This is a genomic window from Bradyrhizobium sp. JYMT SZCCT0428 (genome assembly GCF_018131075.1).
In the GTDB taxonomy this organism is placed as follows: Bacteria; Pseudomonadota; Alphaproteobacteria; order Rhizobiales; family Xanthobacteraceae; genus Bradyrhizobium.
The window spans coordinates 114,542-138,554 of the sequence record NZ_JAFCLS010000019.1 but is presented as its reverse complement, the minus strand read 5'-3'; the positions used below and the strand labels follow the sequence as shown (position 1 = coordinate 138,554).

Below are 24,013 nucleotides of genomic sequence, written 5' to 3'. Positions count from 1 at the left end.
TAGCGGCCGCGTGTCATCAGGCACAAGGGCTACCGAAGGCTTCTGCAGCCTCCTCATGCAATTGGCCGCTGTCGCGGGAAAAGCAACAGAATATGACGCGGGTCAGCGAGGGCGCCGACGGCAGTACTGTTACCGTCGTGGTGACCGCAATTTTAGCTGCGAGGTCTGCAGGAAATCGGAAGGCGCCGGTCGAAATCGCGGGGAAAGCGACAGATTCCAGACTGCCGTCGCGGCAAAGTTCGATTGCGCGGCGATAGCAAGAGGCGAGATGCGCTTCCTCCCCACGGCTGCCACCGTACCAGATTGGCCCAACGGCATGGATCACATGCCGCGCGGGAAGCAGATATCCTTTGGTGATCTTGGCGTCGCCGGTCGCGCATCCATTCAGTGTACGACACTCGGCCAACAGCTCGGGGCCGGCTGCATCGTGGATCGCCCCATCGACGCCGCCCCCGCCGAGCAGGGACGAATTCGCGGCGTTGACGATGGCGTCAACGCGCAAGCTGGTGATGTCGGCAACGATGACTTCCAGCCGCGCCTTGCCGATCTGGCGCGCGGTCGAACTCAGGCTGAGGCCGCCGTGTTGACGGCGACGCCCTTGTCGGCGAACAGCTGCTGCAATTCACCGGCCTGGAACATCTCGCGGACGATGTCGCAGCCGCCAACGAACTCGCCCTTGACGTAGAGCTGCGGAATGGTCGGCCAGTTGGAGTAGCTCTTGATGCCGTCGCGAAGGTCGGCGGACTCCAGAACGTTCAGGCCCTTGTAGCCGACGCCCACGTGATCGAGGATCTGGACCACCTGCCCCGAAAAACCGCACTGAGGAAACTGCGGCGTTCCCTTCATGAACAGCACGACGTCGTTCGACTTCACTTCGTTGTCGATGAATTGTTCGATGCTCATATTCGCTTCCTTTTGGGGCACGGCCCCCTGCGGCTAAGCCTTGCGGGCCGGCTCGTCCGATTCAACCCGATCCTGCCCATATATGTAGCCCAAACCGTTGTGCATCCAAAGTAAAATGGCGAGGAGCTGGCATGCGCAACCTTGCCGCGGGGCCCAAAAGGCCGGGCGGCTCATAGTCTGATGGCATCAATATCATGGCGCCGGGAGGCTTTTTTCCCGGATGGGAACCCCTATCTAGGACGGACTGTCCGTCAGGAACCTGTCTGCCAGAGAAACGTTCTCTCCCGAACCGGAGCCACCAGTGACGAAATCAGTAGCCGCGGCCGCGTTAGCCACCCCCACCCCGTCACTCTTTTCCGATTCCGGCGCCCTCGCCCAGCGACTGGTCGACGCCTATCTCGCAGTCCGGGACGAGACCGAGCGCCGGGCCGCCCCCCTGTCCCCCGAGGATCAGCTGATCCAGTCAATGCCGGACGCCAGCCCGGCAAAGTGGCACCGCGCTCATACCACCTGGTTTTTCGAGCAATTCCTGCTCGGCGAGCATTGCGAGGGCTATCGGGTTTTTCATCCCGACTACGCCTTCCTGTTCAACTCCTATTATGTCAGTGCCGGCCCCCGCCATGCCCGCCACCAGCGCGGCCATCTGACCCGTCCGAGCGCCGATGAAGTCACCGCCTATCGGCGCCATGTCGATGCCGCCGTCGTCAAATTCTTCCAGACCGCGCGCGAGGACGTCCTTACCGGACTGGTGCCGCTGGTCGAAGTCGGCCTCAACCACGAGCAGCAGCATCAGGAATTGATGCTGACCGACATCCTGCACGCCTTCGCCCAGAACCCGATCCCGCCGGCCTATGATGCGGCGTGGCGCTTCCCTGCCCCGACACAGGGCGGTGACGAATGGATCGCCCTCAACGAAGGCATCCATACCGTCGGGCATACCGACGACAGTTTTCACTTCGACAATGAGAAGCCCGCCCACCGCGCGCTGGTCGGACCGGTGAAACTCGCCCGCAGCCTCGTCACCAACGCCGAATGGCTCGCCTTCATGAAGGACGGCGGCTACGCAACGGCGACGCTGTGGCTGATGGACGGTTTTGCCGCCGTGAACAACGAGCAATGGCAGGCGCCCGGCCATTGGCGCCAGGTTGGCGGCGAATGGAAGATCATGACGCTCGGCGGATTGCAGTCGATCGATCCGTCCGCTCCGGTCAGCCATGTCAGTTATTACGAGGCGGATGCGTTCGCGCGCTGGAGCGGAAAGCATCTGCCGACCGAGATGGAATGGGAAGTCGCGGCACGTGCCGGCCTGTTGAATGATGCGTTCGGCATCGTCTGGCAGTGGACCCGCAGTTCCTACTCCCCCTACCCCGGCTATCGCGCCATCGAAGGCGCGCTCGGCGAATACAACGGCAAGTTCATGGTCAACCAGCTGGTGCTGCGCGGCTCCTCGCTTGCAACTCCGGCCGGACACAGCCGTATCACCTATCGCAACTTCTTTTATCCGCACCACCGCTGGCAATTCACGGGATTGCGCCTTGCAGACTACGCCTGACTTTTCTCAAGCATGATCCGGAATGGCGCGTAACGCCTTTCGAGACCAGATCATGCCCAACCGATGATCAAAAGCGCGCCGGGAAGCGCGTTCAGGAGAGTATCATGAATGTGCATGCCCCCGCTTTGGCCCAAACGCACGACTTCGACGAACAGACTACCGCATTTGCGGAAGACGTGATCGGCAACCTCGCGCAGCATCCGAAACGGCTGTCGCCGAAATATTTCTACGACGTCACGGGGTCGGAGCTGTTCGAACAGATCACGGTGCTGCCGGAATATTATCCGACCCGTACCGAACTCGGCATTCTGCGCGACCGTGGCGATGCGATCGCCGCCATCATCGCGAAGGGGGCGGCGCTGGTGGAATTCGGCGCCGGCGCCACCACGAAGGTGCGCCTGCTGCTGGAACGCAGCGACTTCGGCGCCTACGTCCCGGTTGATATATCCGGCGACTTCCTCAAGGCGCAGGCCGATGCCCTGCGCAAGGATTTCCCCGGTCTCAACGTTTATCCGGTGGCCGCGGATTTCACTGCACCATTTGCGCTGCCGGCCGAGATCGCCAATATGCCAAAGCTCGGCTTCTTTCCGGGATCGACGCTCGGCAATTTTGAGCCGAATGAAGCCAGCGCCTTCCTGCGCACCGCCCGCGAGATCCTCGGCGACGGCGCGCAGATGATTATCGGCGTCGACCTCGAGAAGGATGAGCGCGTGCTTTACGACGCCTACAATGATTCAGCGGGTGTCACCGCGCGCTTCAATCTCAATGCGCTGGTGCGCATCAACCGCGAGCTCGGTGGCAATTTCGATCTCTCCGCCTTCACCCACCGCTCGATCTACAATCGCGACCGCCATCGCATCGAGATGCATCTGATCAGCCGCAAGGCGCAGAACGTGCGCGTGCTCGGGCACAATTTCTCGTTCCGCCCCGGCGAGAGCATCCACACCGAGAATAGCTACAAATACAGCTTCGAGCGCTTCACCGCGCTGGCGCGTGGCGCGGGCTGGAAGGTGCGGGAATCCTGGACCGACAAGAACAGGATGTTCTCGGTACACGCGCTGGCGGCCTTAGACTGAGCCCTCACGTTTTCGCCCCGGACTTGCCGCGCGCCGACCGCGGCTTGCGCGTGGGTATGATCCGTGGCGAAGGCATCATCCAATGATCGGACAATCGCTCGGCGCCTAGCAGCCAGCCGTGAATGATCCGCCATTTGTCTTGCCCGCGAGATTGGAAATCCAACAGCGGCGAACCGTCGTCCTGCAGCTCGTAGAAGAATCGCAGCGAGTCCTTGCCGGTGGGTCCGCCAGGATCGATCGCCTGCGTCAGTATCCAGTCATCCCACTGCTGGAGTATGAGGGCACGTGCTTCGCTTTGTTTCATCGGCGCGCATTCTCGGCCACGGGCATGCCGTGGGAACTGAGTTGACCGCGCCGGTCAGATTTAACTTGCAAAAAAGGTGTCCGCGCCGCCGCGCTACCTGCACCCTCGTAGTCCGTATGAAAGCAAATGCTTAACAAATTTGCAATTTCGGCAATCTACGCCAGCAATTCGCTGCAGCAGCGCTGTCGTTTCCCCTTCGAAATGTCCAAATTTTGACGCCGACTCAGCCAATCCTGCGCATACGACTTGGCTGGGGTGAGTTCGTGCCAGGGGATCTAGTTATGGGGAATGCGTATCCGACGTCCGGGAACCAGAAGCACCGCTTCGGACCTTCATCGGCGCTCGACGATGAAGACGAGGGACCCGATTCCGACGCGAGCGCCGCGCTGGCGTCGCTCATCGAGGAAAATGTCAGGCTTCGTGCCCTTGTGGTCCAGTTGTCCGACCTCGTCCTGAAGAACCTCGTCGCCCAGAAGTAGTGCTTGCAGTTGGCGATGGCGTGCCGGTCACCCGACCGGCCCGCACGGATTGGCTATTCGGGCGTGTCCGACCTGAGCGAGATCGATTCCCACACCGCGACCACCACCATGATCGCGGTCGTGAGCAACGAGAGCCATAGTGGCGACAGGTCGTGCGCGAACCAGGCGATCCCGCACAGCACGATGATACCGACGCCGTGCGAGAGCTGCAGAAAGCCGCGAAAACTGTGCTTGAACAGGATCGTCCCGATCAGGAACAGCAGCGGTCCGCCAGTCGCGCTCAGGACCGTCCTGAGATCGGAATGCCCGCCCGGGTGCTTCAGCACGAGTTCGTCGGCCACTGCCGTGACGATAATCCCGGCCACGATCGGCATGTGCAGGTAAGTATAGGCGAGCCGCGCCAGCCGCCCCGGTTCGCTCGATTTTGAAATCTCCTCGGATCCCGCTTCGGCGCCCTTGTTGAAGTAGATCCACCACATCGCCAGGGTGCCAACAAAGGCTGACACGAAGGCCGCGACGTTTTCGATCGTCCAGGTCAGTTCGGCAAAAGTAGCACCCGTCACGATGATGGATTCACCGAGCGCGATAATGATGAACCCCGCGCAGCGTTCGGCCATGTGGCCGCCCTCGATCACCCAATCGGCGACCGAAGACGCGCCGTACCGCGGTATCCAGAACCGCACCGCCGGCGACAGATATTCGATGACAAGCGCGATCCCCCACAGCACCAGCCGGGTCTCGCCCTTCGCAAATCCACCCGCGATCCAGAACACCGCCGACAACGCCAGCCACGACGTGATGCGGATCGCATTCATCCGCGCCAGGGGACGCGACGGTGGCGTCGCGACCCACAGGAAAACGGTCTTGCCGACCTGCATCGCAGCATAGGCCAGCGCGAACCACAGCCCGCGGTCGTCAAATGCCTTCGGGATCGAGGTTGAGAGCACGAGCCCGCCGAGCGTCAGCGCAAACAGCAGCAGCCGGACCGGGGTCTTTTCGGGATTGAGCCAGTTGGTGATCCAGGAGGTGTAGACCCACACCCACCAGACCGCGAGGAACAGCATCGTGACCTGCAGCGCGCCCAATGGCGTGAAATGGCCGAGCAGGTTGTGCGAGATCTGTGTGACCGCAAAGACGAAGACGAGGTCGAAGAACAGCTCGGCGTAGGTCACCCGGCTGTGCTGGTGCGGCACGATCGGTCGGAACAGCGCGCCGTGTGCATCCGCCGCCATCGGCGCGCCCCGCTGGTTCAATTAGCCTTCCGGTCCGCCAGGTACCCCGGTTTGCAGCGCCAGCGCGTGCAGCACGCCGCCCATCTGCCCCTTGAGCGACTGGTAGACGATCTGGTGTTGCTGGACCCTCGACTTGCCGCGGAAGGACTCTGAAATCACGGTCGCGGCGTAGTGGTCGCCGTCGCCGGCCAGATCGCGGATCGTCACCTCGGCATCGGGTATGGCTGCCTTGATCATCGATTCGATATCGTGGGCGTCCATCGGCATTCCAGCATGTCTCCATCAGATGTTGCGAATCACGGCCAGCTCTCGCGACCGTGACGGCCGAACCTAGCGCGTACGCCCTTCTAGGTCATCCTGCCCGGCACTATATCCCGGGTTCAAACCTTTTAAACCTTTCAGGTTGAGGCGTCCGGTCACATCCGGCTGACCCAAAAAGAGGCAAAGAAGCATGAAACTTCCCGGTCCCGACCATCCGATCACAATTGCGGCCAACCCCAGGCGCGTCCGGGTTTCGGCCGGCGGCGTGGTCATCGCCGACACCACCCAGGCCCTCACTCTCAAGGAGGCGCGCTATCCGGCGGTGCAATATGTGCCGCGCAGCGACGTCAATATGGCGCTGTTGGCCCGCACCGAGCGGACCACGCATTGTCCCTACAAGGGGGACGCGAATTATTTCAGCATCAACGCCGACGGCAAGATATTTGAGAATTCGATCTGGACCTACGAGACGCCGTTCCCGGCGATGGCAGAGATCGCCGGCCATCTGGCGTTCTATCCGGACAAGGTGAAGATCGAGGAAGTCGTCTGATGGCCTGATCGGCCGGCCGAGGCGCGCACGGCCGGGTCATCTGGCGCGAAGACGCGTTTCGCACTTTTGCCGTGCGAAGAAATTCCTGATCAAGTTCAGCCGCGTGACCGCGACAGTTTTATCGAACGAGCGACGATGCCGAACTGCGGGGTTCGATGATTGGCCTTGCTGATCGGGTTCCCGGCTGCAACACTCTGAAAAATAGCCTGGCTGGGGGGCGCGCATGACATCGATTTCCACCGTGGGCCATGCCGACGCCCAAGCGGTGCCAAAAACCAAAACGCGAAACCTTTCGCTTGATCGCGCCCGCACCTTCCTGACGCTGGTGGTGCTGCTGCACCACGCCGTCATCCCATATACTTACTACGGTCACACCGACCCGAAGTCATTCTTCGGCTTCGACATGATCGTGCTCGCCACCGACAGTTTCTTCATGGCGATGTTCTTTTTCCTATCTGGCCTGTTCGCATGGTCCGGCATTGCGCGAAAGGGACCGCTGAATTATTTGCAGGATCGCCTGTTTCGGCTTGCCCTGCCATTCGTGATCTGCGCGCTGACCGTCATTCCGATCGCCTATTACGCCATTTCCCTGCGTCAGCATCCCGAGGTCAGCTTCGCCTCATTCTGGTGGAAAACCGTCACCGTCGGACCCTGGCCGAGCGGACCGATCTGGTTCCTTTGGGTCTTGCTCGGCTTCGACCTGGTTGCCTGCCTGCTGTATCGGCTGTCACCCAACCTTCTCGATCCGATCAACCGCCTTTCGCTGCACGGTCGCCGCCGGCCCGCGGTGTTCTTCGCGGTCATGCTTGCCGTCACCGCTGCGTTCTACATTCCCGGTCGGATTTACTACGGAGCAGGCAGCTGGTTCGAGTTCGGGCCGTTTTCCGTCCAGCACGGGCGCGTGATGCTCTACGCAACCTACTTCTTTTTCGGCGCCGGCATCGGCGTTGCGATGATGGATCGCGGGCTGCTCGCGGCTGACGGCCGGATGGCGAAGGTCAGCTGGGATTGGATGATCCTGGCGATCGTTCCGTATTACCTCATGTGGGTGCTGATCTCCATCAAGCGCGAAAACCTGGGGAATCCAGCAGAGCTGCCCGACTGGTATGAAGGGGCCTATGCTGTCTGCTTCACCGTCTTCAGCGTGGCCATCCTGTTCCTGATCCTGGCCTATTTCCTGAGGTTCGCCAACTCCGGCAAGAGCATACTCGATCCGATGCAGACTGATGCCTACGGCATGTTCCTGGTGCACTATCCGATCGCGCTGTGGCTGCAGTATTGGCTGTTCGATTACAATATACCTGCGACCGTGAAAGCCCCCATTGGATTCGTATTAACGGTCGCGTTCAGCTGGGCGCTGACGCGCGCGCTGCGGCAAATTCCGGGTGCGAAGCGGGTGCTATGATCCGTCAGGAAACTTTGCCGCTCATATAAGCCGGCAACCAAGCTTCGAACGCCGTATTGAGCGACGTCACCGCGACCGGTGCTTCGCCCGCGACCGCGATCGCATCACCACCTGTGGTGCCGATCCGTGCGCAGGGCACGCCGGCGCCCTTCATTTTCGCCAGCACCAGTCCGGCATCGGCCGCCGGCACCGTCACGATGTAGCGGGCCTGGTCTTCGCCGAACCAGTAGCCGTGCGGCACGATCGAGGCCGGTGCCGCCAGCAATTGCGCGCCGATGCCGCTTGCAATCGCCATCTCGGCGAGCGCGATCAGGAGTCCGCCGTCGGAAACGTCATGCACCGCGGTTGCGGTGCCGGCGTGGATCATGCCGCGCACGACGTCGCCATTGCGCTTTTCGGCGGCCAGATCGACCGGCGGCGGCGCGCCCTCTTCGCGGCCGCAGACATCGCGCAGATAGACGGACTGTCCGAGCCAGCCCTGCGTGTCACCGATCAAGAGGATCGCCTCGCCTGCCGCCTTGAAGGCGAGCGTCGCGGACTTGGTGAAATCGTCGAGCAGCCCGACGCCGCCGATCGAGGGCGTCGGCAGGATGCCGCGGCCGTTGGTCTCGTTGTAGAGCGAGACATTGCCGGACACGACCGGGAAGTCGAGCGAACGGCAGGCTTCAGCGATACCCTTCAGGCAGCCGACGAACTGGCCCATGATTTCGGGCCGTTCCGGATTGCCGAAATTCAGATTGTCGGTGATCGCGAGCGGCCGTCCGCCGACCGCCGTGATGTTGCGCCAGGCTTCGGCCACCGCCTGCTTGCCGCCTTCGAACGGATCCGCTTCGCAATAACGCGGCGTCACGTCGACGGTGAGCGCCAGCCCCTTCGGTCCGTCCTGTACGCGCACGACGGCGGCGTCGCCACCCGGGCGCTGCACGGTATTGCCGAGAATGACGTGGTCGTACTGCTCCCAGACCCAGCGCCGCGAGCAGAGCTCGGGCGTCGCGATCAGCTTTTCCAGCGCCGCCGAAATCCCGATCGGCGGCTTGACGTCCTGCGCGCGCACCACCGGCAACAATGCTGACGCGACATGCGGCCGGTCATACAGCGGCGCCTCGTCGCCCAATTCCTTGATCGGCAAATCCGCCATGACGTCGCCGCCATGCTTCACCACGAAGCGTTTGCTCGGCGTGGTGTAGCCGACGACGGCGAAATCGAGCCCCCATTTGCGGAAGATCGCCTCGGCCTCTTGTTCCTTCTCGGGCTTCAGCACCATGAGCATGCGCTCCTGGCTTTCCGAGAGCATCATCTCATAGGCGCTCATACCGATTTCACGCGTCGGCACCGCGTCGAGATTGAGATCGACGCCGAGATCGCCCTTGGCGCCCATCTCGACCGCCGAACAGGTCAGCCCGGCCGCGCCCATGTCCTGGATCGCGATCACGCAATCGGCTTCCATGATTTCGAGGCAGGCTTCCAGCAGCAGTTTTTCGGCGAAGGGATCGCCGACCTGCACTGTGGGGCGCTTCTCGGCGGAATCATCGTCGAATTCGGCCGACGCCATCGACGCGCCGTGAATGCCGTCACGGCCGGTCTTGGAGCCGAGATAGACGATCGGCATGTTCACGCCGGAGGCCGCCGCATAGAAGATCTTGTCGGTGTCGGCGAGGCCGACGGCCATCGCGTTGACGAGAATGTTGCCGTCATAGCGGGTGTGGAAACGCACCTGCCCGCCAACGGTGGGCACGCCGAACGAATTGCCGTAACCGCCGACGCCGGCGACCACGCCCGACACCAGATGGCGGGTCTTGGGATGCTCCGGCGCGCCAAAGGAGAGCGCATTGAGGCAAGCGATCGGGCGCGCACCCATCGTGAACACGTCGCGCAAAATGCCGCCGACCCCGGTGGTCGCGCCCTGATAGGGCTCGATATAGCTCGGGTGGTTGTGGCTCTCCATCTTGAACACGACCGCCTGGCCGTCGCCGATGTCGATCACCCCGGCGTTCTCGCCCGGGCCCTGGATCACCCAGGGCGCCTTGGTCGGCAGCCCGCGCAGATGGATGCGCGAGGATTTGTACGAGCAGTGCTCGTTCCACATCGCGGAAAAAATCCCGAGTTCGGTGAAACTCGGCACCCGGCCGATCAGCTTGAGGATGCGCTCATACTCGTCCGGCTTGAGACCATGGCTGGCGACGAGTTCGGGGGTGATCTGGGGCTCGTTCATGGGTCCCTTAATAGGAAGATCGGGGGGCTGCGAAAAGGCCTTTTAGGACGCATTTCCGCCCTGTCCAGAGCTTTACGGCAGGCCAGCCGGGATCGGCGTTTGCACATCACGCCTGGATCGGATTTAAGGGCTTAAATCTGCAAAGGAAGGCCCAATTTCGTGAATGACCTCTCCAATACTGCATTCATCAAACGTCCCGACCTGCACGTTGAAACCGAGGGCGAATTCGCCGGCTGGCGCACCTGGACCCGTGACAATTTCGAGACCCATAGCGGGCCGTTCTGGCACCGGGTGGAGGAAGACGGCCGGGTCCGCTGCGCCTTCCGAGTCGAGAAAAAACACCTCAACGGCCAGCGCAACGTCCATGGCGGCTGCTTCATGACCTTTGCGGATTACTGCCTGTTCGCGCTGGCCTCGCCGGTGCTGCAGGGGTCGGGCGTGACGGTCGCATTTAGCTGCGAGTTCCTCGATGCGGCACACGAAGGCGAGCTGGTCGAATGCGAGGGTGAGATCACCCGCGCCGGCGGCTCCCTGATCTTCCTGCGCGGGGTGCTGAAATCGGGCGGGCGGTCGCTGTTCACCTTTTCCGGCACCATCAAGCGGGTAAAGCGGAAGCCGCCGACGGACGCAGGCGCCGTTGCCACCTAGCATTCCCCCGAGGAAGCACAGCTGGCGCGATTATGCCTTGCTGCTGGCGCTGGCGTGCTGCTGGAGTTCGACCTATCCGCTGACCAAGATCGGCCTCGGCTCGATCCCGCCGATCACCTTCATCTCGGCCCGTTCGCTGATCGCGGCCGCATTCCTTCTCGTCATCCTGTACGCGCGCGGATTGCGGCTCCCGATCGATGCCAAGGCCTGGAAGCTGTTCGCCTTCCAGCAGAGCATCAACTCGACCATCCCGTTTTTGATGATCACCTGGGCGCAGCAATATGTGCCGGCATCGAGCGCCGTGGTGCTGGCCTCGACGACGCCTATTTTCGCCTTCCTCATCACCTGGGGCATCACGCGCCACGAGCCGGCAACGCTGTTGAAGCTGGTTGGCGCCATCCTCGGCCTCGCCGGAACGGCCGCGATCATCGGGCTCGACGCGCTCGGCGGTCTCAGCAAAGACGTGTTCGCAGAAATCGTCATCCTTGTCGCCACCCTCTCCTTTGCCTGCGCCACCATCTTCGGGCTGCGGTTGACCGACTACGATCCGATGGTGGTGGCGGCAGGCTCACTGCTGTTCGGCGGCTTCGTGCTGCTGCCGGCATCGCTGATCGTCGATCACCCCTGGACCTTGCAGCCGACGGCGGAGGCCCTGGCGGCGACCGTCGCAATGGGCATCTTCTCGAGCGCGTTCGGGCTGATGCTGTTTTATATGTGCCTGAGCCGGCTCGGCACGCTCACCACCAACGCGCAAGGTTATCTGCGCATACCGATCGGCGTCGGTCTCTCGGTGCTGCTGCTCGGCGAGAGCGTGCCGGCGAATCTCGCGCTTGGACTGGTACTGGTCATGGCCGGCGTCGCCGCGATGACCATTCCCGGCGATCGCTATGGCCGGGTTCTTGCCAAGCTCACCGGCCGAAAAGATCCGCCTGTCGCCGGGTCAGACCGATAGCTGCTGTTCGGCGATCGCAAGCCATTCGGCCTGAACCTCGCGCACATACTTCGGCGCACGTCTCATCTGCAGCAGCAATTCGTTGAAAACGACCTTGGCCTCGGCAGTGCGGCCCACCATCCGCAGCAGCAACCCGCAGCGAACCCGCGCCTCGGCGCCAGCGGAATAGGCTATCAGCGCGGCGTATTCCTCGATCGCCTCGTCGACGCGTCCGGCCTCGGTCAGCGCGCGGGCATAGAGCAGATGACCCTCCGACGATTCAAAATCAGGCCAGCGCTTTTGCAGTTCGTCCAGCGTCGCAATGGCATCCGCCGGACGGCTGCGGGCGAATTGGGCCTGCGCCTTGCCGAACGCATAGACGGGTTCATCGCCCATCGGGAGCTTGAGGACGTGATCGTAGTGATGTTCGGCTTCGTCGAAGCGTCCTACGTTCTGGCATTCGGCAGCAAGCGCGGTACGGTTTGCGATCGTATCGGCGTCCGCCAGCCGGCTGCATAATTCGCGATACCGTTTTTCCGGATCGAGCTTGCTCGCGACGCGCTTGCGCGCCTGTTGGGCGCCCGGACTGCCGAGCCATTCCGGGATCAGTTCCACGACAATATAGGCAAGACTGCCGATCAGCGGGGCCATCAGAATAATAAAGGCCCAAGGCCGCACACGACCGGTTTTCACCGCGTGGTAGACCAACGAGATATCGAGCAGCACGATGACCAGGACAACAGGCATAACGAATTCCAGCAAACCATGTGGACGGTCGTTAGTGCGCTTGATAGCCTAGCAAGTTCAATTGAACATTCCTAAGTTGCAATTGAGACGTGAAATATATCGGCGATGGCCACCTACTTCTTCACTTCCAACAGCTTGCGGTACTTTCGACGTCGCGCGTCAGGCGTGGGAAATGAATCCGGACGTTTGTCTATTGCAAACTGACCAGGGACATATCGACGAACCACGACTGCGGCGAGACGAAACCCTTGACCTTCGGGCTCATCGCACGCGGGTTAAGATCGTGGACGATGAAAAGCCAGGGAGGATTATCGACGATGCGTTCGTGCGCCTTGCGATAGGCGGCCGAGATGGCTTTCGGGTCCGTCGCCTCGGAAATCGTCTTCAGCGCATCCTCGAACTCATCGTCCTTCCATTGCTCAAAATTGAATCCGTTCGGCGAAAAATTGGCCGCCGCAAAGTAACGCGCCATGACGCCGGCATCCGACGATGGCGAGCTGATGTTGAGCACCATCGCGCCCTGCAGGCTTGCGTGATCGGGTGTGGCGCGGGCCGCCGTCAACAAAACCTGCCATTCGATCACGCCGACTTCCACATTCACCCCGCAATTTTCTTTGAGGTTCTGCTGCAGGAATTCGTTCATCGGCAAAGGCAACATTTGGCCCGAACCGGAATTCGAGATCAGCGCCTTGAAGGATAACGGCTTCGCCGGCGTGTATCCCGCTTCGGCTAGCAGCGCTTTGCCTTTGGCCGCGTCGAATTTGTAGCGGTTGACCGGGCTTCCGAAATCGGGATCGCTCGCCTTGAGCCAGCCAACCGACGGCTCCGCGGTCCCGTTGAGAAGCGACACCAGCCCTTCCCGATCGATGCAATAGTTCAAAGCCTGGCGAACCCTGACGTCCTTGAAAGGGCTGTTGGTCGCGCCGATGTTGTAGAACCAGGGCCAGACATGCGGATATGAACCGGTCGTGATGGTGAAGCCCGCCGATTTCAGTGAGGCGAGACCATCGGGCGGTGGCACTTCGATCCAGTCGACCTGGCCGGCGCGCAACGCAGCCAGCCGTGAATTCGCTTCGGGGATCGGCATCAGCACGACGTTGTCGACCTTCGCCATCCGGCTGGGGTCCCAGTATTTATCCCAGCGGGCGAGATTGGCTTCCTGCCGTGGCACGACCTTGGTGATGCGGAATGGACCGGTGCCTGCAGCGGGCAACGTCGCGACCTTGGCCCACTCCCGGCCAGCCTTCTCGAACGATGTTGGCGACGTGAACAGAAGGTACACCGCCATATAGGGAAAGTAAGACGCTGGCTTGGTCGTGGTGATGGCGACGGTATCGTCATCGACCTTCTTGTAACTTCCCATGATCGGGACGCGGGCCCGCGAAATTGCCGAGCTTGGCGGCTCAAATTGTGGGCTGCTATTGTTGAAATAGCGATCAAGGTTCCAGATCACGGCATCCGCGTTGAAATCGGTGCCGTCGTGGAATTTCACACCGCGGCGCAGATGGAATATCCATGTCTTGTTATCGGCCGGGTCCTGCTCCCATTTCTCCGCGAGCCCGGGGCGCAACGTCGCCAATCGGTCGGTCCTGGTCAAATCCCACAGCACCAAGCCTTCAAAGATCGGATACCCCAGAAAGCGCATGCCTTCGAAGCCATTATTTGGCATTCCCGTTGCGGTCGGGATATCGGACGCCGTCATCGCGATGCGCAGCGCAGTTTCGGCCATCGCCGGTTGGTACGACAGCAAAACGGCCGCAAGCGCAAAGGTACGGGAAAGCTTGATGAGCATGACATTCCTCCGTCCGACGATCGGAAAGGCCGCGTTCAGCGGGTAGGCAGAGGATGCAGGAGCAAATTTCAGGCCAGCCGGGCACGTCGGCGGTGGAATGGCTGGAAGCCCGAGCCCGCAGATTACGCCTCAGAACTCGCGTATGCTCCGCGGAAATATCGAGACCGGGGAGAGCGAGATGGACGTCATTGCAGCGATCCACGGGCGCCGGTCGGTGCGCTCCTATGATCCCAAACCAGTCGAGCGCGAGCTGATCGAAAGCGTGATTGAGGATGCCGCACAGGCGCCGCCACCGTTTCGCGGTCAGGTCCCCTGGGCGTTCAATGTCGTGCAGGGCGTCGAGCGCATCGCGGCCTGTGGCACGCGCGCGTTGGACTATGCGAGAGATCATCGTCCCGACGAACCCGGCTGGGACTGGATCGAACGGCCCGGCTTCAAGATCTTCTGGGACGCGCCGGTCGTCGTCATCATTTCCGGACCGGTAGGAGATTGTTGCCGCGCCGGTCAGAACCTGATGCTGTCAGCGCATGCGCGCGGATTGGGAACCTGCTGGGTCGGCTCGCCGATGCTCTGGCTCAGCACCCCAGAGGTAAGGAAGGAGCTGGGAATTCCGGCCACGCTGGCGCCGGTTGCGGTGTTGTGCCTCGGTTATCCCGCGGCGATTCCGGAAGCGGTAGTCCACGACAAACCGTCCATCGTATGGGTGTCGTAGTAGCGCTACTTCTTCTCTTCCAGCAGCTTGCGGTACTTCTCGACGTCGCGCGTCACGAGTTGCTGAAGCACTTCGGGGGCTTGCTCATTGGCATCGGGGGCAACGGTCGAGAGATCGTGAAAGCGCTTCTTGACGGCATCGCTCTCCACCGCGCTCTTCGCCGCGGCGTTCAATTTCGCGATGATCGCCGGCGGCGTGCCTTTTGGGGCGAACAGGCCGTTCCAGCCCTGCGCCTCGAATTCGGGAAGCCCCGCTTCCGCGGAAGTCGGCAGCTCCGGCAAGGTGGCAAGCCGCACCGTCGAGCCGACCACCATTGCTTTGACGAGCTTGTCGTCGATCGCCTGCGACACGGACGCTGCGGCATCGCAGACGCCGTCGATCTGCCCGCCGATCGCATCCGTCAGCGCGGGCGCGGCGCCGCGATAGCCGACGAGCGTGACGTCGATGCCGGCGGCCTGCGCAAAACTCTTGCAGATCAGAAAATTCGACGAGCCGACGCCGGCATGTCCGAGATTGATCTTGCCGGGATTTTTCTTCACGTAGGCGATGAATTCCTGAAGATTCCTGGCCGGAAAATCCTTGCGCAACGCGACGATGCCGAAGGTCTTCGCCACCATCGCGATCGGCACGAAGGAGTCCGGTGTGAACGACAGTTTCGGATAGATCGTATAGGTCGCGGCGCTGGTGCCGGCATTGCCGATCGCGATGGTGTAACCATCGGCTTCAGCGCGCGCCGCCCGCGCCAGCGCGATCGAGCCGCCGGCGCCCACGATATTCTCGATCACGATCGGTTGTCCGAGTGGCTTGGCCATCTCCTCGGCGACCACGCGCGCGATCACGTCAGAGGTGCCGCCGGCCGCGAACGGCACGATCATGGTGACGGGACGTTTTGGGTAATCCTGCGCGTGGGCGGCAGACGCGTATGACAGCGCCGCAGCGGCGATCAAGAGCCGCTTGGCGAAAGAAATCACGCCGCTTTTTCCAGATGCGCAACGAGGCCCGCGAACAGCCCGCGACCGTCGGTACAGCCCATGATGTCTTCGACGTGGTTTTCCGGATGCGGCATCATGCCGAGCACATTGCCGCGCTCGCTGACGATGCCGGCAATCGACTGCGCGGCGCCGTTGATGTTGGAGCTTTCGTCTACCACGCCATCGGCGGAGCAATAACGGTACAGCACCCGCCCCTCGCCTTCGAGGCGCTTGACCGTCTCTTCATCGGCCTCGTAATTGCCCTCGCCATGCGCCACCGGCACGCGGATGACCTGGCCGGCATTGTAGCCGCGCGTGAACGGCGTGTCGGAGCGTTCGACCCGCAGGTGCACATCCTTGCAGATGAATTTCAGCCGCGCGTTGCGCATCAGCACGCCGGGCAGAAGGCCGGCTTCGCAGAGGATCTGAAAACCGTTGCAGACACCGAGCACGAGCCCGCCACTGGCCGCAAAATCCCGCACCGCGTCCATGACAGGCGCACGCGCCGCAATGGCGCCGCAGCGCAGATAATCGCCGTAGGAAAATCCGCCGGGCACCACCACGAGGTCGGTGCCCTTGGGCAGCGCGGTCTCGGCATGCCAGACCATCGCGGCCTCGTTGCCCGATGCAAGTTTGAGCGCCCGCGCCATATCGCGCTCGCGATTGATGCCAGGGAAGACGAGAACGGCTGATTTCATGGAGATCGCCTAGAGCAGTTCGACCCGGTAATTCTCGATCACGGTGTTCGCCAGCAGCTTGTCGGCGGCGTCCTTCAACGCCGCCTCGGCCTTGGCCTTGTCCGAGCCTGATAGTTCGATGTCGAACACCTTGCCCTGACGGACGCTGGCGACACCGTCGACGCCGAGCGATTTCAGCGCCCCTTCGATGGCCTTGCCCTGCGGATCGAGAATGCCGGACTTCAAGGTAACGGTAACACGTGCTTTCACAGGACCTGCCTCAGCTCTTCACCAGCACCGGACCCGTACCCGCCGGCCGCTCGTTCTCCATCAGGATACCCAGACGTTTTGCCACCTCGGTATAGGCCTCCAGGAGACCACCGAGATCCCTGCGGAAACGATCCTTGTCGAGTTTCTCGTTCGACTTGATGTCCCACAGCCGGCATGAGTCGGGCGAGATCTCGTCGGCGACGATGATCCGCATCATTTCGTTCTCGAACAGGCGGCCACATTCCATCTTGAAATCGACCAGACGGATGCCGATGCCCAGAAACAGCCCGGTCAGGAAGTCGTTGACGCGGATGGCAAGCGCCATGATGTCGTCGATTTCCTGCGGCGTCGCCCAGCCGAACGCGGTGATGTGCTCTTCGGAGACCATCGGATCGTTGAGCTGGTCGTTCTTGTAATAAAACTCGATAATCGAGCGCGGCAGCTGGGTACCTTCCTCGATGCCGAGGCGCTGCGACAGCGATCCCGCCGCCACGTTCCGCACCACCACCTCCAGCGGCACGATCTCGACCTCGCGAATCAGCTGCTCGCGCATGTTGAGGCGGCGGATGAAATGGGTCGGCACCCCGATGTCGTTGAGGTGCTGAAACAGGTACTCCGAAATCCGGTTGTTGAGGACGCCCTTGCCCTCGATCACCTGGTGTTTCTTGGCATTGAACGCGGTCGCATCGTCCTTGAAGTGCTGGATCAGGGTTCCCGGCTCCGGGCCTTCATACAGGACCTTGGCCTTGCCTTCATAAATACGGCGTCGACGGCTCATAGGGATGTACCGTGTTTTGTTGAAATCCATGAATTTGGTGTGCTCCGGATGACAAGGGTTTACGACCACGACGGAGCTGCCGTGAAGGCCAGGAACCTGATCTTAACCATCTGGAAACAGAACAAGAACCTAGCCTGTTGGCAACCTATCCGATTGGCCTATCCAGCACAATCGACACGGCCCAATTGGGCCCAACTTATACCTGTAGACTGCGGCTTAACGGCCCGTTGTTTTGCCGATTCGCCCCCTCTATCTAGGTAGGCGACGGGGCCGCCACAACGCGGCCCCCGCGTGCATCTGGCAGGGATTGGAACTCAAATATGAGCACTTTCGACAAGCGCGAAGAAGGTTTCGAGAAGAAATTCGCTCTCGATGCGGATCAGAAGTTCAAGGCCGAGGCGCGCCGCAACCGGCTGCTCGGAACTTGGGTCGCAGAAAAGCTCGGAATTACCGGCGACGCCGCCACTGCCTACGCCAAGGAAGTGGTCGCCGCCGATTTCGAGGAAGCCGGCGATTCCGACGTCCTTCGCAAGGTGATGGCCGATATCAAGGCCAAGGGCGTTGCCCTCACCGAGCAGGAAATCCGCGCCAAGATGGACGAACTGATGGCGACGGCCGTCGCCCAGGTGAAGGCGGGGACGTAACGCGGTGTCATTCCGGGACGGTGCGAGACACCGGACCCGGAATCTCGAGATTCCGGGTTCGCGTCTTCGACGCGCCCCGGAATGACGGTGTTAACGCTTTGACGTTTTAGTCCCGCCGTACTCAGCCCGGACAATCTCCAACAACCGCCGCGAGGCCGCGCTGAGAAAGCCGCCGCGGCGGGTCACCGTCACGACGTCCTGGCTTGCCTTGAGATCGCCGACGCGGATGGTCGCGATCGAGCCGTATTTGAGTTCTTCGGCAGCGTTGCTCTCCGAGAGCAATGCGATGCCAAGGCCGGCTTCGACCAGACGCTTCTGGGCGGTGAGGCTGTCGACCGGCGTCCAGCCGACCTCCCCCAATCCATGGGTTTGAAACAGCGCGAACACGTGTGACGCCGTGATCTCGCGCCGCTGCGGCAGTACCGGAAACGCGATCCAGCGTTCGCCGCGCAAATCGGCCAGTTTCGCGACCCGCCGGCCGGCGCGCGGATGATCGGCCGCGCACACGACCTGAAGCCGTTCGGCTTGCAGCAATTCGCAATCGAGATCGCGCGAGCCGTCGCGGTCGTAGCGCAGCCCGATGGTCGCCTCGCCGCGCCGGATCAGATCGCTGACCTCAGCGCTGGTCGCGGTGCGCAAGGTCAGTTCGACGCCGGGATATTCGGCGGCAAACCGCTTGAGGATTTCGGACAGCCTGCCGCCCGCCAGCGTGCCGACCACGGCGAGCGCGACCGGCCCCGAATCCGGCCGCGCCAATGCACGCACCGCATTCTCCGCATCCTGCGCGGCGGCGACCGCGCGCTCGGCGTACGGCACCATCACCCGCCCTGCATCGCTCAGCATCGTCCGTCCCGCGATCCGCTCGAACAGCGGTACGCCAAGCTCCTGCTCCAACAGCGCAATGCGCCGGGATATCGCCGGCTGCGAACGGTGCAGCGCCTTGGCGGCGCTCGAGATTCCGCCGCGGCGGTGAACCGTCAGGAAAGTGCTGAGCGCGTCGCTGTCCATTTTCCCGTCCATGCAAAAAGCTGATGATATGAAGAGAAATAACAAATTAGGCTGATGGACGGAAGCCTCCTATGTTTGGCTGCGAAGCAACCAATTGAGGGAAACGAAGCGATGCGCAGCCAGATGGAAAAAGCCGAACTGTTCCGCGCCCTGCACGCGCGGCCCGGCGCCTTCATCATTCCCAATCCATGGGATGCCGGCACCGCCAAGCTGCTCGCGGCGATGGGTTTTGAGGCGCTCGCGACCACGAGCCTGGGGCTTGCCAACACGCTCGGCAGCGCCACCGTCAGCCTCGATGCCATCATCGAGAATTGCCGCGCCATTGCTGACGCGACCGACCTGCCGGTCAATGCGGATCTGGAGAATTGCGGCGCGGATGACCCGAAGACGGCCGCGAAAGCCATTGCGCGCGCGGCCGAAGCCGGCGTGGTCGGCGGCTCGATCGAGGATTCAACCGGCGATCCCGGGCGGCCGATCTATGATTTCACGCTCGCGGTCGAGCGGGTGCACGCGGCGGTCGAAGCCGCCCGCGCGCTGCCCTTCCCGTTCACGCTGACGGCGCGGGCCGAGAACCTGCTGTATGGCCGCAACGATCTCGACGACACCATCAAGCGCTTGCAGGCATTCGAGGCCGCCGGCGCCGACGTGCTGTATTCGCCCGGCGTGCACGACATCGACACCATCCGCACGGTCGTATCGTCGGTCGGAAAACCCTTCAATCTGGTGATGGGGTTTGCCGATCCGACATTGACCGTGCCGCAGATTGCCGCCGCCGGCGTCAAGCGCATCAGCGTCGGCGGCGCGATGGCGCGCGTGGCGCTCGCCGCCTTCCTCAAATGCGCCCGCGAAATGAAGGATCAGGGCGCATTCACCTATGTGCGTGAGATGGCGCCGATCAAGGAAGTGAGGGCTGCGTTCGCGGCGGCGTGAGGGGTGAGCGCCGTCATTGCGAGGAGCGTAAGCGACGAAGCAATCCATTCTCTCTTCGTGTGGCGATATGGATTGCTTCGCTGCGCTCGCAATGACGGTCAGGGTTGGTTCAGCCCTCCTTGAACCCGTACTCCGGCACGTTGCCGCTGGCGCCGTAATATTTGTAAGGCAGGAATTTGCCGGACATCGTGATCTTGACGCGGTCGCCCTTCGGATTGGCAACGCGCTCCATCGCCATGTCGAAATCGATCGCCGACATGATGCCGTCGCCGAATTCCTCCTCGATCAGCGCTTTCCACGCCGGGCCGTTGACCAGCACCATCTCGTAGAAGCGATAGATCAAAGGATCGGTCGGCGGCATCGGCGTGCCGGTGCCGCGCATCGGCACTTCGTTCAGCATCGCGGTCTCGGATTTCGACAGGCCGAACAACTCAGCCGCATTAGCCGCCTGCGGTTTTGTGAGTTTCATCTGGCCGAGGATGGCGCCGACGATCAGCACTTCGGAATAGCCGCCGATCTGTTCGCAGATGTGCTTCCAGTTCCAGCCCTTCTCGCGCTTGATGTCGAGCAGCTTTTCGGTGAGGTCTTCGCGTTTCATGTCTCGTCTCCTGGTGAATGTTAGCGCGCGATCGTCTGGGGTGGACTGGTCTCGATCATTTTCGGCGCGGCATAGGCGACATTGCCGAGCACCGTGCGCCACGGCAGCAGCGCGTGGCTCTGGAAGATCACGGCGCGGTCGAGGCTGGTGCCCTCGATCGCCTGCCCATCGACGATGACAGCGCCCTCGCTGGGCTCGTCGAGGCCCGCGAGGATGTTCAGCACCGTGGTCTTGCCGCAGTCGGCCTTGTGCGCGAATGCCGTCGCCTCGATGATCGATTTGAGCAAGGCGCTATAGGTGTTCGGCATCGAGGTGATGAATTCCTTCGATGCGGCAAAGGCGCAGCAGGGATGCCCCTCCCAGATATCCTTGGTCAGGATGTGGATGAAGCCGACGCCGTCATAGACCGCGCGCTGGTTCATCGGATCGGGGCCGAGGAATCCGTCGATATTGTCGGCGCGCAGATTGGCGACCATTTCCGGCGGCGGCACGGCGCGGATCTGCACGTCGGCATCGGGGTCGATGCCGTGCTCGGCCAGATAATAGCGCAGCAAATAGTTGTGCATGGAGTAGTCGAACGGGACGGCGAATTTAAAGCCCTTCCAGCTCTTCGGGTCGCGCTTGTCCCTGTGCTTGACCGCGAGCGTGATCGCCTGGCCGTTGATGTTCTCGACCGCCGGCATGGTGTAGGGCAGCGGGTTGGAGCCGACGCCCATCGTGATCGCGAGCGGCATCGGCGACAGCATGTGGGCCGCGTCATATTCCTTGTTGATGGTCTTGTCGCGAATGACGGCCCAGCCGGCGGTCTTGATGACTTCGACGTTGAGGCCGTTCTTGGAGTAAAACCCCATCGGCGCGGCCATGATGATCGGCGTCGCGCAGGTGATCGGTATGAAGCCGACCTTGAGGTCCTTCTTTTCCAGCGGCCCGCCTTGCGCGAAGGCTTCGGTCGCGGTCTTCAGCGGGAAGAATTGCGACAGCGCGGCAGCGGCGGTCGCGGCGCCGACCGATTTCAGGAAGGCGCGGCGCGCCACATCCTGCGGAAACATCGCGCGCATCACGGCGGATGCGACCACGTTCTCAAAGCGGGCCTCTTCGGAAGCCGCCACCGTCGGCTGCAGCGCAAGCTCGGCGTCATGTTCGGCATCGCTAATGTGCCTGCCGCAGCTGCAACCCTGGGCATGGAGTCGGCGGGCGGGATCGAATGGATTGTCGAACGTGGACATGAAACCTCCTGCGTGACGCTGAGCTCAATCACGCAAGGAGTGTGCCAGCCCCATCCGGTCGCATTTGCCGAATTAATGCAGCTATTTAGCCGGATTGTTGGTGATTACGAGAATTCGTGGTACACGAAAAATCGTAGTCAAATTACGAGTTCTCGGAGTTTTGGGAATGGACCCGACGCCGCATTTGCATGCCGCGACGCCGCGCGATTCTGATCTGCGCACCCTCACCTTCGACTATCTGGTCGAGCCGACGTTGCTGCTCGACCCCGACAGCGACGAGATCATCGATGCCAATCCCGCCGCCTGCACCCTGCTCGGCTACGACCGCACGCTGCTGCGGGAAACCAAATTCAGCGCGCTGCATGCCGGGCAAGTGCCTGCGCTGATCGTGTTCAGCCAGGCCGTGCTCGACAAGGGCGCCTACTGGACCAACGCGCTGACGCCGCGCCACGCCACCAGCCAGAAGCTGCGGCTGGAATATACGGGATCGATGCTGCCGCATGACGGACGCGCGCTGATCCTGCTCACGATGAGCGACCTCGAGCAGCGCCGCCGCCGCTATGTCGATGCCACCGCCGAGGACCATATGCGTGGCGGGCTCGCCGCCTGGCAGCGCGTCGAGCGGGTGTTCCAGGACATCGAGCGCGAGAACCAGTTGATCCTGCGCGCCGCCGGCGAAGGCATCTACGGCGTCAATGCCGAGGGCAAGACCACCTTCGTCAATCCGGCCGCGGAAAGGATGCTGGGGTGGACCGCCGAGGAACTGGTCGGCAAGGCTATCCATCCGATCGTTCACCACAGCCACCATGACGGCAGTCATTACCCCGACGAGGACTGTCCGATCTATGCGGCGTTCCGCGACGGCGCGGTCCACAACGTCGATGGCGAGGTGTTCTGGCGCAAGAACGGCTCGCCGGTCTGGGTCGAATACACATCGACGCCGATCCGCGACCGCGGCACGGTGGTGGGCGCCGTGATCGTGTTTCGCGACGTCAGCCACCGCCGCGAGGCCGACGAAAAACTGCACGCCGCGCTCGCCGAAGTCGACCGGTTGCGCGAGCGGCTTGAACTGGAAAACGCCTATCTGCAGGAAGAAATCCGGATCGAGACCAACCCGCGCGGCATCATCGGCCAGAGCGAAGCGGTCCAGAAGACGCTGCGCCAGGTCAAACTGGTCGCACCGACCACGGCCGCCGTGATGATCACCGGCGAGTCCGGCACCGGCAAGGAATTGATCGCGCGCGCCATTCATGAAGCCAGCAACCGCCGCGACCGGCCGCTGATCCGCGTCAACTGCGCGGCGATCCCGCGCGAACTGTTCGAGAGCGAATTCTTCGGGCATGTCAAAGGCGCCTTCACCGGCGCGGTGCGCGACCGCATTGGCCGGTTTGAACTCGCCGATGGCGGCACGCTGTTTCTCGACGAGGTGGGCGAAATCCCGCTGGAGCTGCAGGGCAAGCTGCTGCGGGTGCTGCAGGAGGGTAATTTCGAGCGCGTCGGCGAGGAGCGCACCCGCACCGTCGATGTGCGCGTGATCGCCGCCACCAACCGGAACCTGAAGCAGGAAGTGCAGCGCGGCCGGTTTCGCGAGGATTTGTATTTCCGCCTCAACGTGTTTCCGGTGGAGTCAGTCCCGCTGCGCGACCGCCGCGAGGACATTCCGCTGCTGGCCCAGCATTTTCTGATGAGCGAGAGCAACGAGCTGAAGTCCGATTTGCGGTTGTCGGAAGGCGATGCGCGGCGGCTGCAGCGTTACGACTGGCCCGGCAATGTCCGCGAATTGCAGAACGTGGTCGAGCGCGCGGCGATTCTTTCGCAAAATGGACGTCTGCGGATCGATCTGCCGGACACGGTCGGCGCGCATTCACCGGCCAGCGCCAGCCGCCAGAAGAGCGACGTGCGGCCGGCCGTGATGACCTCAGCCGAAATGCGCGATCACGAGCGCGCCAACATTCTCGCCGCCCTTGCCGCCTGCAACGGCAAGGTGTTCGGCGCCGGCGGCGCCGCGGCGATGCTGGACCTCAAGCCGACCACGCTGGCCTCGCGCATGAAGGCGCTGGGGATTTCGGCTGCGCGGTCGCGGCAGGCCAGTGCCTGATCGGAGCTG

At 62.3% G+C, this 24,013-nt stretch carries 25 protein-coding genes and 1 pseudogene; 11 read left to right on the top strand and 15 right to left on the bottom strand.

The annotated features are described in order from the left end of the window. Window positions 1-16: 16 nt before the first annotated feature. Together JQ575_RS21105 and grxD are read right to left on the bottom strand one after the other, a co-directional pair. Complete coding sequence (locus tag JQ575_RS21105) at window positions 17-568, bottom strand: O-acetyl-ADP-ribose deacetylase (RefSeq protein WP_212035126.1); 552 nt, start codon at window positions 566-568, stop codon at window positions 17-19. Next, window positions 565-903, bottom strand: coding sequence for a Grx4 family monothiol glutaredoxin (gene grxD / locus JQ575_RS21100; protein ID WP_212035105.1), 339 nt, complete (start codon window positions 901-903; stop codon window positions 565-567). Before grxD ends, JQ575_RS21105 begins: the two co-directional genes overlap by 4 nt. 301 nt (window positions 904-1,204) lie before the next feature. Here grxD and egtB point away from each other — a divergent pair, with 301 nt between their 5' ends. Together egtB and egtD are read left to right on the top strand one after the other, a co-directional pair. Then, complete coding sequence (gene egtB, locus JQ575_RS21095; protein ID WP_212035104.1) at window positions 1,205-2,455, top strand: ergothioneine biosynthesis protein EgtB; 1,251 nt, start codon at window positions 1,205-1,207, stop codon at window positions 2,453-2,455. Window positions 2,456-2,559: 104 nt separating this feature from the next. Continuing rightward, the gene (gene egtD / locus JQ575_RS21090) at window positions 2,560-3,531 is read left to right on the top strand and encodes an L-histidine N(alpha)-methyltransferase (RefSeq protein WP_212035103.1); all 972 of its coding nucleotides are present in this window, start codon (window positions 2,560-2,562) and stop codon (window positions 3,529-3,531) included. A gap of 4 nt (window positions 3,532-3,535) precedes the next feature. Here egtD and JQ575_RS21085 read toward each other — a convergent pair whose 3' ends face one another. Next, complete coding sequence (locus JQ575_RS21085; protein ID WP_212035102.1) at window positions 3,536-3,835, bottom strand: hypothetical protein; 300 nt, start codon at window positions 3,833-3,835, stop codon at window positions 3,536-3,538. A gap of 281 nt (window positions 3,836-4,116) precedes the next feature. Between JQ575_RS21085 and JQ575_RS21080 the strand changes: the two genes are divergently transcribed. Continuing rightward, the gene (locus tag JQ575_RS21080; protein ID WP_192734162.1) at window positions 4,117-4,314 is read left to right on the top strand and encodes a hypothetical protein; all 198 of its coding nucleotides are present in this window, start codon (window positions 4,117-4,119) and stop codon (window positions 4,312-4,314) included. A gap of 53 nt (window positions 4,315-4,367) precedes the next feature. On the opposite strand, the gene JQ575_RS21075 is transcribed toward JQ575_RS21080, so the two are convergent. Both JQ575_RS21075 and JQ575_RS21070 read right to left on the bottom strand, forming a co-directional pair. Then, entirely contained in the window at window positions 4,368-5,546 is a 1,179-nt protein-coding gene (locus tag JQ575_RS21075) for a low temperature requirement protein A (RefSeq protein ID WP_212035125.1), read from the bottom strand. A 21-nt stretch (window positions 5,547-5,567) separates the two neighbouring features. Continuing rightward, complete coding sequence (locus tag JQ575_RS21070) at window positions 5,568-5,813, bottom strand: BolA family protein (protein ID WP_212035101.1); 246 nt, start codon at window positions 5,811-5,813, stop codon at window positions 5,568-5,570. Window positions 5,814-5,997: 184 nt separating this feature from the next. Here JQ575_RS21070 and JQ575_RS21065 point away from each other — a divergent pair, with 184 nt between their 5' ends. Next, entirely contained in the window at window positions 5,998-6,357 is a 360-nt protein-coding gene (locus JQ575_RS21065) for a DUF427 domain-containing protein (RefSeq protein WP_212035100.1), read from the top strand. Between the two features lie 223 nt (window positions 6,358-6,580). Continuing rightward, on the top strand, window positions 6,581-7,762 hold the full coding sequence (locus tag JQ575_RS21060; protein WP_212035099.1) for an acyltransferase: 1,182 nt from the start codon (window positions 6,581-6,583) through the stop codon (window positions 7,760-7,762). Between the two features lie 4 nt (window positions 7,763-7,766). Here JQ575_RS21060 and purL read toward each other — a convergent pair whose 3' ends face one another. Then, window positions 7,767-9,974, bottom strand: a complete 2,208-nt coding sequence (purL, locus tag JQ575_RS21055) for a phosphoribosylformylglycinamidine synthase subunit PurL (protein WP_212035098.1) — start codon at window positions 9,972-9,974, stop codon at window positions 7,767-7,769. A gap of 159 nt (window positions 9,975-10,133) precedes the next feature. Here purL and JQ575_RS21050 point away from each other — a divergent pair, with 159 nt between their 5' ends. Together JQ575_RS21050 and JQ575_RS21045 are read left to right on the top strand one after the other, a co-directional pair. Next, entirely contained in the window at window positions 10,134-10,622 is a 489-nt protein-coding gene (locus JQ575_RS21050) for a PaaI family thioesterase (RefSeq protein WP_212035097.1), read from the top strand. Further along, window positions 10,612-11,574 (top strand): DMT family transporter, encoded by a 963-nt coding sequence (locus tag JQ575_RS21045; protein ID WP_212035096.1) that lies wholly within the window; start codon window positions 10,612-10,614, stop codon window positions 11,572-11,574. The genes JQ575_RS21050 and JQ575_RS21045 overlap by 11 nt, the downstream gene beginning before the upstream one ends. Here the strand turns inward: JQ575_RS21045 and JQ575_RS21040 are convergent. Together JQ575_RS21040 and JQ575_RS21035 are read right to left on the bottom strand one after the other, a co-directional pair. Further along, on the bottom strand, window positions 11,563-12,300 hold the full coding sequence (locus JQ575_RS21040) for a tetratricopeptide repeat protein (protein WP_212035095.1): 738 nt from the start codon (window positions 12,298-12,300) through the stop codon (window positions 11,563-11,565). The two genes, JQ575_RS21045 and JQ575_RS21040, sit on opposite strands and share 12 nt — an antisense overlap. Before the next feature lie 190 nt (window positions 12,301-12,490). After that, on the bottom strand, window positions 12,491-14,092 hold the full coding sequence (locus JQ575_RS21035; protein ID WP_212035094.1) for an ABC transporter substrate-binding protein: 1,602 nt from the start codon (window positions 14,090-14,092) through the stop codon (window positions 12,491-12,493). Window positions 14,093-14,270: 178 nt separating this feature from the next. Here JQ575_RS21035 and JQ575_RS21030 point away from each other — a divergent pair, with 178 nt between their 5' ends. After that, the gene (locus tag JQ575_RS21030; RefSeq protein WP_212035093.1) at window positions 14,271-14,804 is read left to right on the top strand and encodes a nitroreductase family protein; all 534 of its coding nucleotides are present in this window, start codon (window positions 14,271-14,273) and stop codon (window positions 14,802-14,804) included. A 5-nt stretch (window positions 14,805-14,809) separates the two neighbouring features. Here the strand turns inward: JQ575_RS21030 and JQ575_RS21025 are convergent, their stop codons facing one another. Genes JQ575_RS21025 through purC form a run of 4 tightly spaced genes read right to left on the bottom strand, consistent with a single transcriptional unit; the run spans window position 14,810 to window position 17,500 of the window. Then, window positions 14,810-15,775: a tripartite tricarboxylate transporter substrate-binding protein gene (locus tag JQ575_RS21025; protein ID WP_212035092.1), complete on the bottom strand. Its 966-nt coding sequence runs from the start codon at window positions 15,773-15,775 to the stop codon at window positions 14,810-14,812. Continuing rightward, complete coding sequence (purQ, locus tag JQ575_RS21020) at window positions 15,772-16,473, bottom strand: phosphoribosylformylglycinamidine synthase subunit PurQ (protein ID WP_212035091.1); 702 nt, start codon at window positions 16,471-16,473, stop codon at window positions 15,772-15,774. The genes JQ575_RS21025 and purQ overlap by 4 nt, the downstream gene beginning before the upstream one ends. Before the next feature lie 9 nt (window positions 16,474-16,482). Then, window positions 16,483-16,722 carry a phosphoribosylformylglycinamidine synthase subunit PurS gene (gene purS, locus JQ575_RS21015; RefSeq protein ID WP_028349990.1) on the bottom strand — a complete coding sequence of 80 codons (240 nt, stop codon included), beginning with the start codon at window positions 16,720-16,722 and terminating at the stop codon, window positions 16,483-16,485. 10 nt (window positions 16,723-16,732) lie between these two features. Further along, entirely contained in the window at window positions 16,733-17,500 is a 768-nt protein-coding gene (gene purC, locus JQ575_RS21010; protein ID WP_171708996.1) for a phosphoribosylaminoimidazolesuccinocarboxamide synthase, read from the bottom strand. A 320-nt stretch (window positions 17,501-17,820) separates the two neighbouring features. On the opposite strand from purC, the gene JQ575_RS21005 reads away from it, so the two are divergent. Then, window positions 17,821-18,144 (top strand): DUF1476 domain-containing protein, encoded by a 324-nt coding sequence (locus JQ575_RS21005; RefSeq protein ID WP_211996346.1) that lies wholly within the window; start codon window positions 17,821-17,823, stop codon window positions 18,142-18,144. 90 nt (window positions 18,145-18,234) lie between these two features. On the opposite strand, the gene JQ575_RS21000 is transcribed toward JQ575_RS21005, so the two are convergent. Next, entirely contained in the window at window positions 18,235-19,152 is a 918-nt protein-coding gene (locus JQ575_RS21000) for a LysR family transcriptional regulator (protein ID WP_212035090.1), read from the bottom strand. A 111-nt stretch (window positions 19,153-19,263) separates the two neighbouring features. Between JQ575_RS21000 and JQ575_RS20995 the strand changes: the two genes are divergently transcribed. Continuing rightward, window positions 19,264-20,082 carry an oxaloacetate decarboxylase gene (locus JQ575_RS20995; protein WP_212035089.1) on the top strand — a complete coding sequence of 273 codons (819 nt, stop codon included), beginning with the start codon at window positions 19,264-19,266 and terminating at the stop codon, window positions 20,080-20,082. Window positions 20,083-20,191: 109 nt separating this feature from the next. Here JQ575_RS20995 and cynS read toward each other — a convergent pair whose 3' ends face one another. Next, window positions 20,192-20,680 carry a cyanase gene (gene cynS, locus JQ575_RS20990; RefSeq protein ID WP_212035088.1) on the bottom strand — a complete coding sequence of 163 codons (489 nt, stop codon included), beginning with the start codon at window positions 20,678-20,680 and terminating at the stop codon, window positions 20,192-20,194. Window positions 20,681-20,745: 65 nt separating this feature from the next. Beyond that, window positions 20,746-21,906 (bottom strand): annotated as a pseudogene (locus tag JQ575_RS20985) (ABC transporter substrate-binding protein); the annotation flags it as partial. A gap of 166 nt (window positions 21,907-22,072) precedes the next feature. Between JQ575_RS20985 and JQ575_RS20980 the strand changes: the two are divergent. Further along, complete coding sequence (locus JQ575_RS20980) at window positions 22,073-24,004, top strand: sigma 54-interacting transcriptional regulator (RefSeq protein ID WP_212035087.1); 1,932 nt, start codon at window positions 22,073-22,075, stop codon at window positions 24,002-24,004. The last annotated feature ends 9 nt before the right edge of the window (window positions 24,005-24,013 follow it).

Excerpts from the sequence above, each read along its gene's own strand:
- grxD (WP_212035105.1), bottom strand. The coding sequence starts at position 903 with ATGAGCATCGAACAATTCATCGACAACGAAGTGAAGTCGAACGACGTC.
- egtD (WP_212035103.1), top strand. The coding sequence starts at position 2,560 with ATGAATGTGCATGCCCCCGCTTTGGCCCAAACGCACGACTTCGACGAA.
- JQ575_RS21085 (WP_212035102.1), bottom strand. The coding sequence starts at position 3,835 with ATGAAACAAAGCGAAGCACGTGCCCTCATACTCCAGCAGTGGGATGAC.
- JQ575_RS21080 (WP_192734162.1), top strand. The coding sequence starts at position 4,117 with ATGGGGAATGCGTATCCGACGTCCGGGAACCAGAAGCACCGCTTCGGA.
- JQ575_RS21075 (WP_212035125.1), bottom strand. The coding sequence starts at position 5,546 with ATGGCGGCGGATGCACACGGCGCGCTGTTCCGACCGATCGTGCCGCAC.
- JQ575_RS21070 (WP_212035101.1), bottom strand. The coding sequence starts at position 5,813 with ATGCCGATGGACGCCCACGATATCGAATCGATGATCAAGGCAGCCATA.
- JQ575_RS21065 (WP_212035100.1), top strand. The coding sequence starts at position 5,998 with ATGAAACTTCCCGGTCCCGACCATCCGATCACAATTGCGGCCAACCCC.
- JQ575_RS21060 (WP_212035099.1), top strand. The coding sequence starts at position 6,581 with ATGACATCGATTTCCACCGTGGGCCATGCCGACGCCCAAGCGGTGCCA.
- purL (WP_212035098.1), bottom strand. The coding sequence starts at position 9,974 with ATGAACGAGCCCCAGATCACCCCCGAACTCGTCGCCAGCCATGGTCTC.
- JQ575_RS21040 (WP_212035095.1), bottom strand. The coding sequence starts at position 12,300 with ATGCCTGTTGTCCTGGTCATCGTGCTGCTCGATATCTCGTTGGTCTAC.
- JQ575_RS21035 (WP_212035094.1), bottom strand. The coding sequence starts at position 14,092 with ATGCTCATCAAGCTTTCCCGTACCTTTGCGCTTGCGGCCGTTTTGCTG.
- JQ575_RS21030 (WP_212035093.1), top strand. The coding sequence starts at position 14,271 with ATGGACGTCATTGCAGCGATCCACGGGCGCCGGTCGGTGCGCTCCTAT.
- purQ (WP_212035091.1), bottom strand. The coding sequence starts at position 16,473 with ATGAAATCAGCCGTTCTCGTCTTCCCTGGCATCAATCGCGAGCGCGAT.
- purC (WP_171708996.1), bottom strand. The coding sequence starts at position 17,500 with ATGAGCCGTCGACGCCGTATTTATGAAGGCAAGGCCAAGGTCCTGTAT.
- JQ575_RS21005 (WP_211996346.1), top strand. The coding sequence starts at position 17,821 with ATGAGCACTTTCGACAAGCGCGAAGAAGGTTTCGAGAAGAAATTCGCT.
- JQ575_RS21000 (WP_212035090.1), bottom strand. The coding sequence starts at position 19,152 with ATGGACAGCGACGCGCTCAGCACTTTCCTGACGGTTCACCGCCGCGGC.
- JQ575_RS20995 (WP_212035089.1), top strand. The coding sequence starts at position 19,264 with ATGCGCAGCCAGATGGAAAAAGCCGAACTGTTCCGCGCCCTGCACGCG.
- cynS (WP_212035088.1), bottom strand. The coding sequence starts at position 20,680 with ATGAAACGCGAAGACCTCACCGAAAAGCTGCTCGACATCAAGCGCGAG.
- JQ575_RS20980 (WP_212035087.1), top strand. The coding sequence starts at position 22,073 with ATGGACCCGACGCCGCATTTGCATGCCGCGACGCCGCGCGATTCTGAT.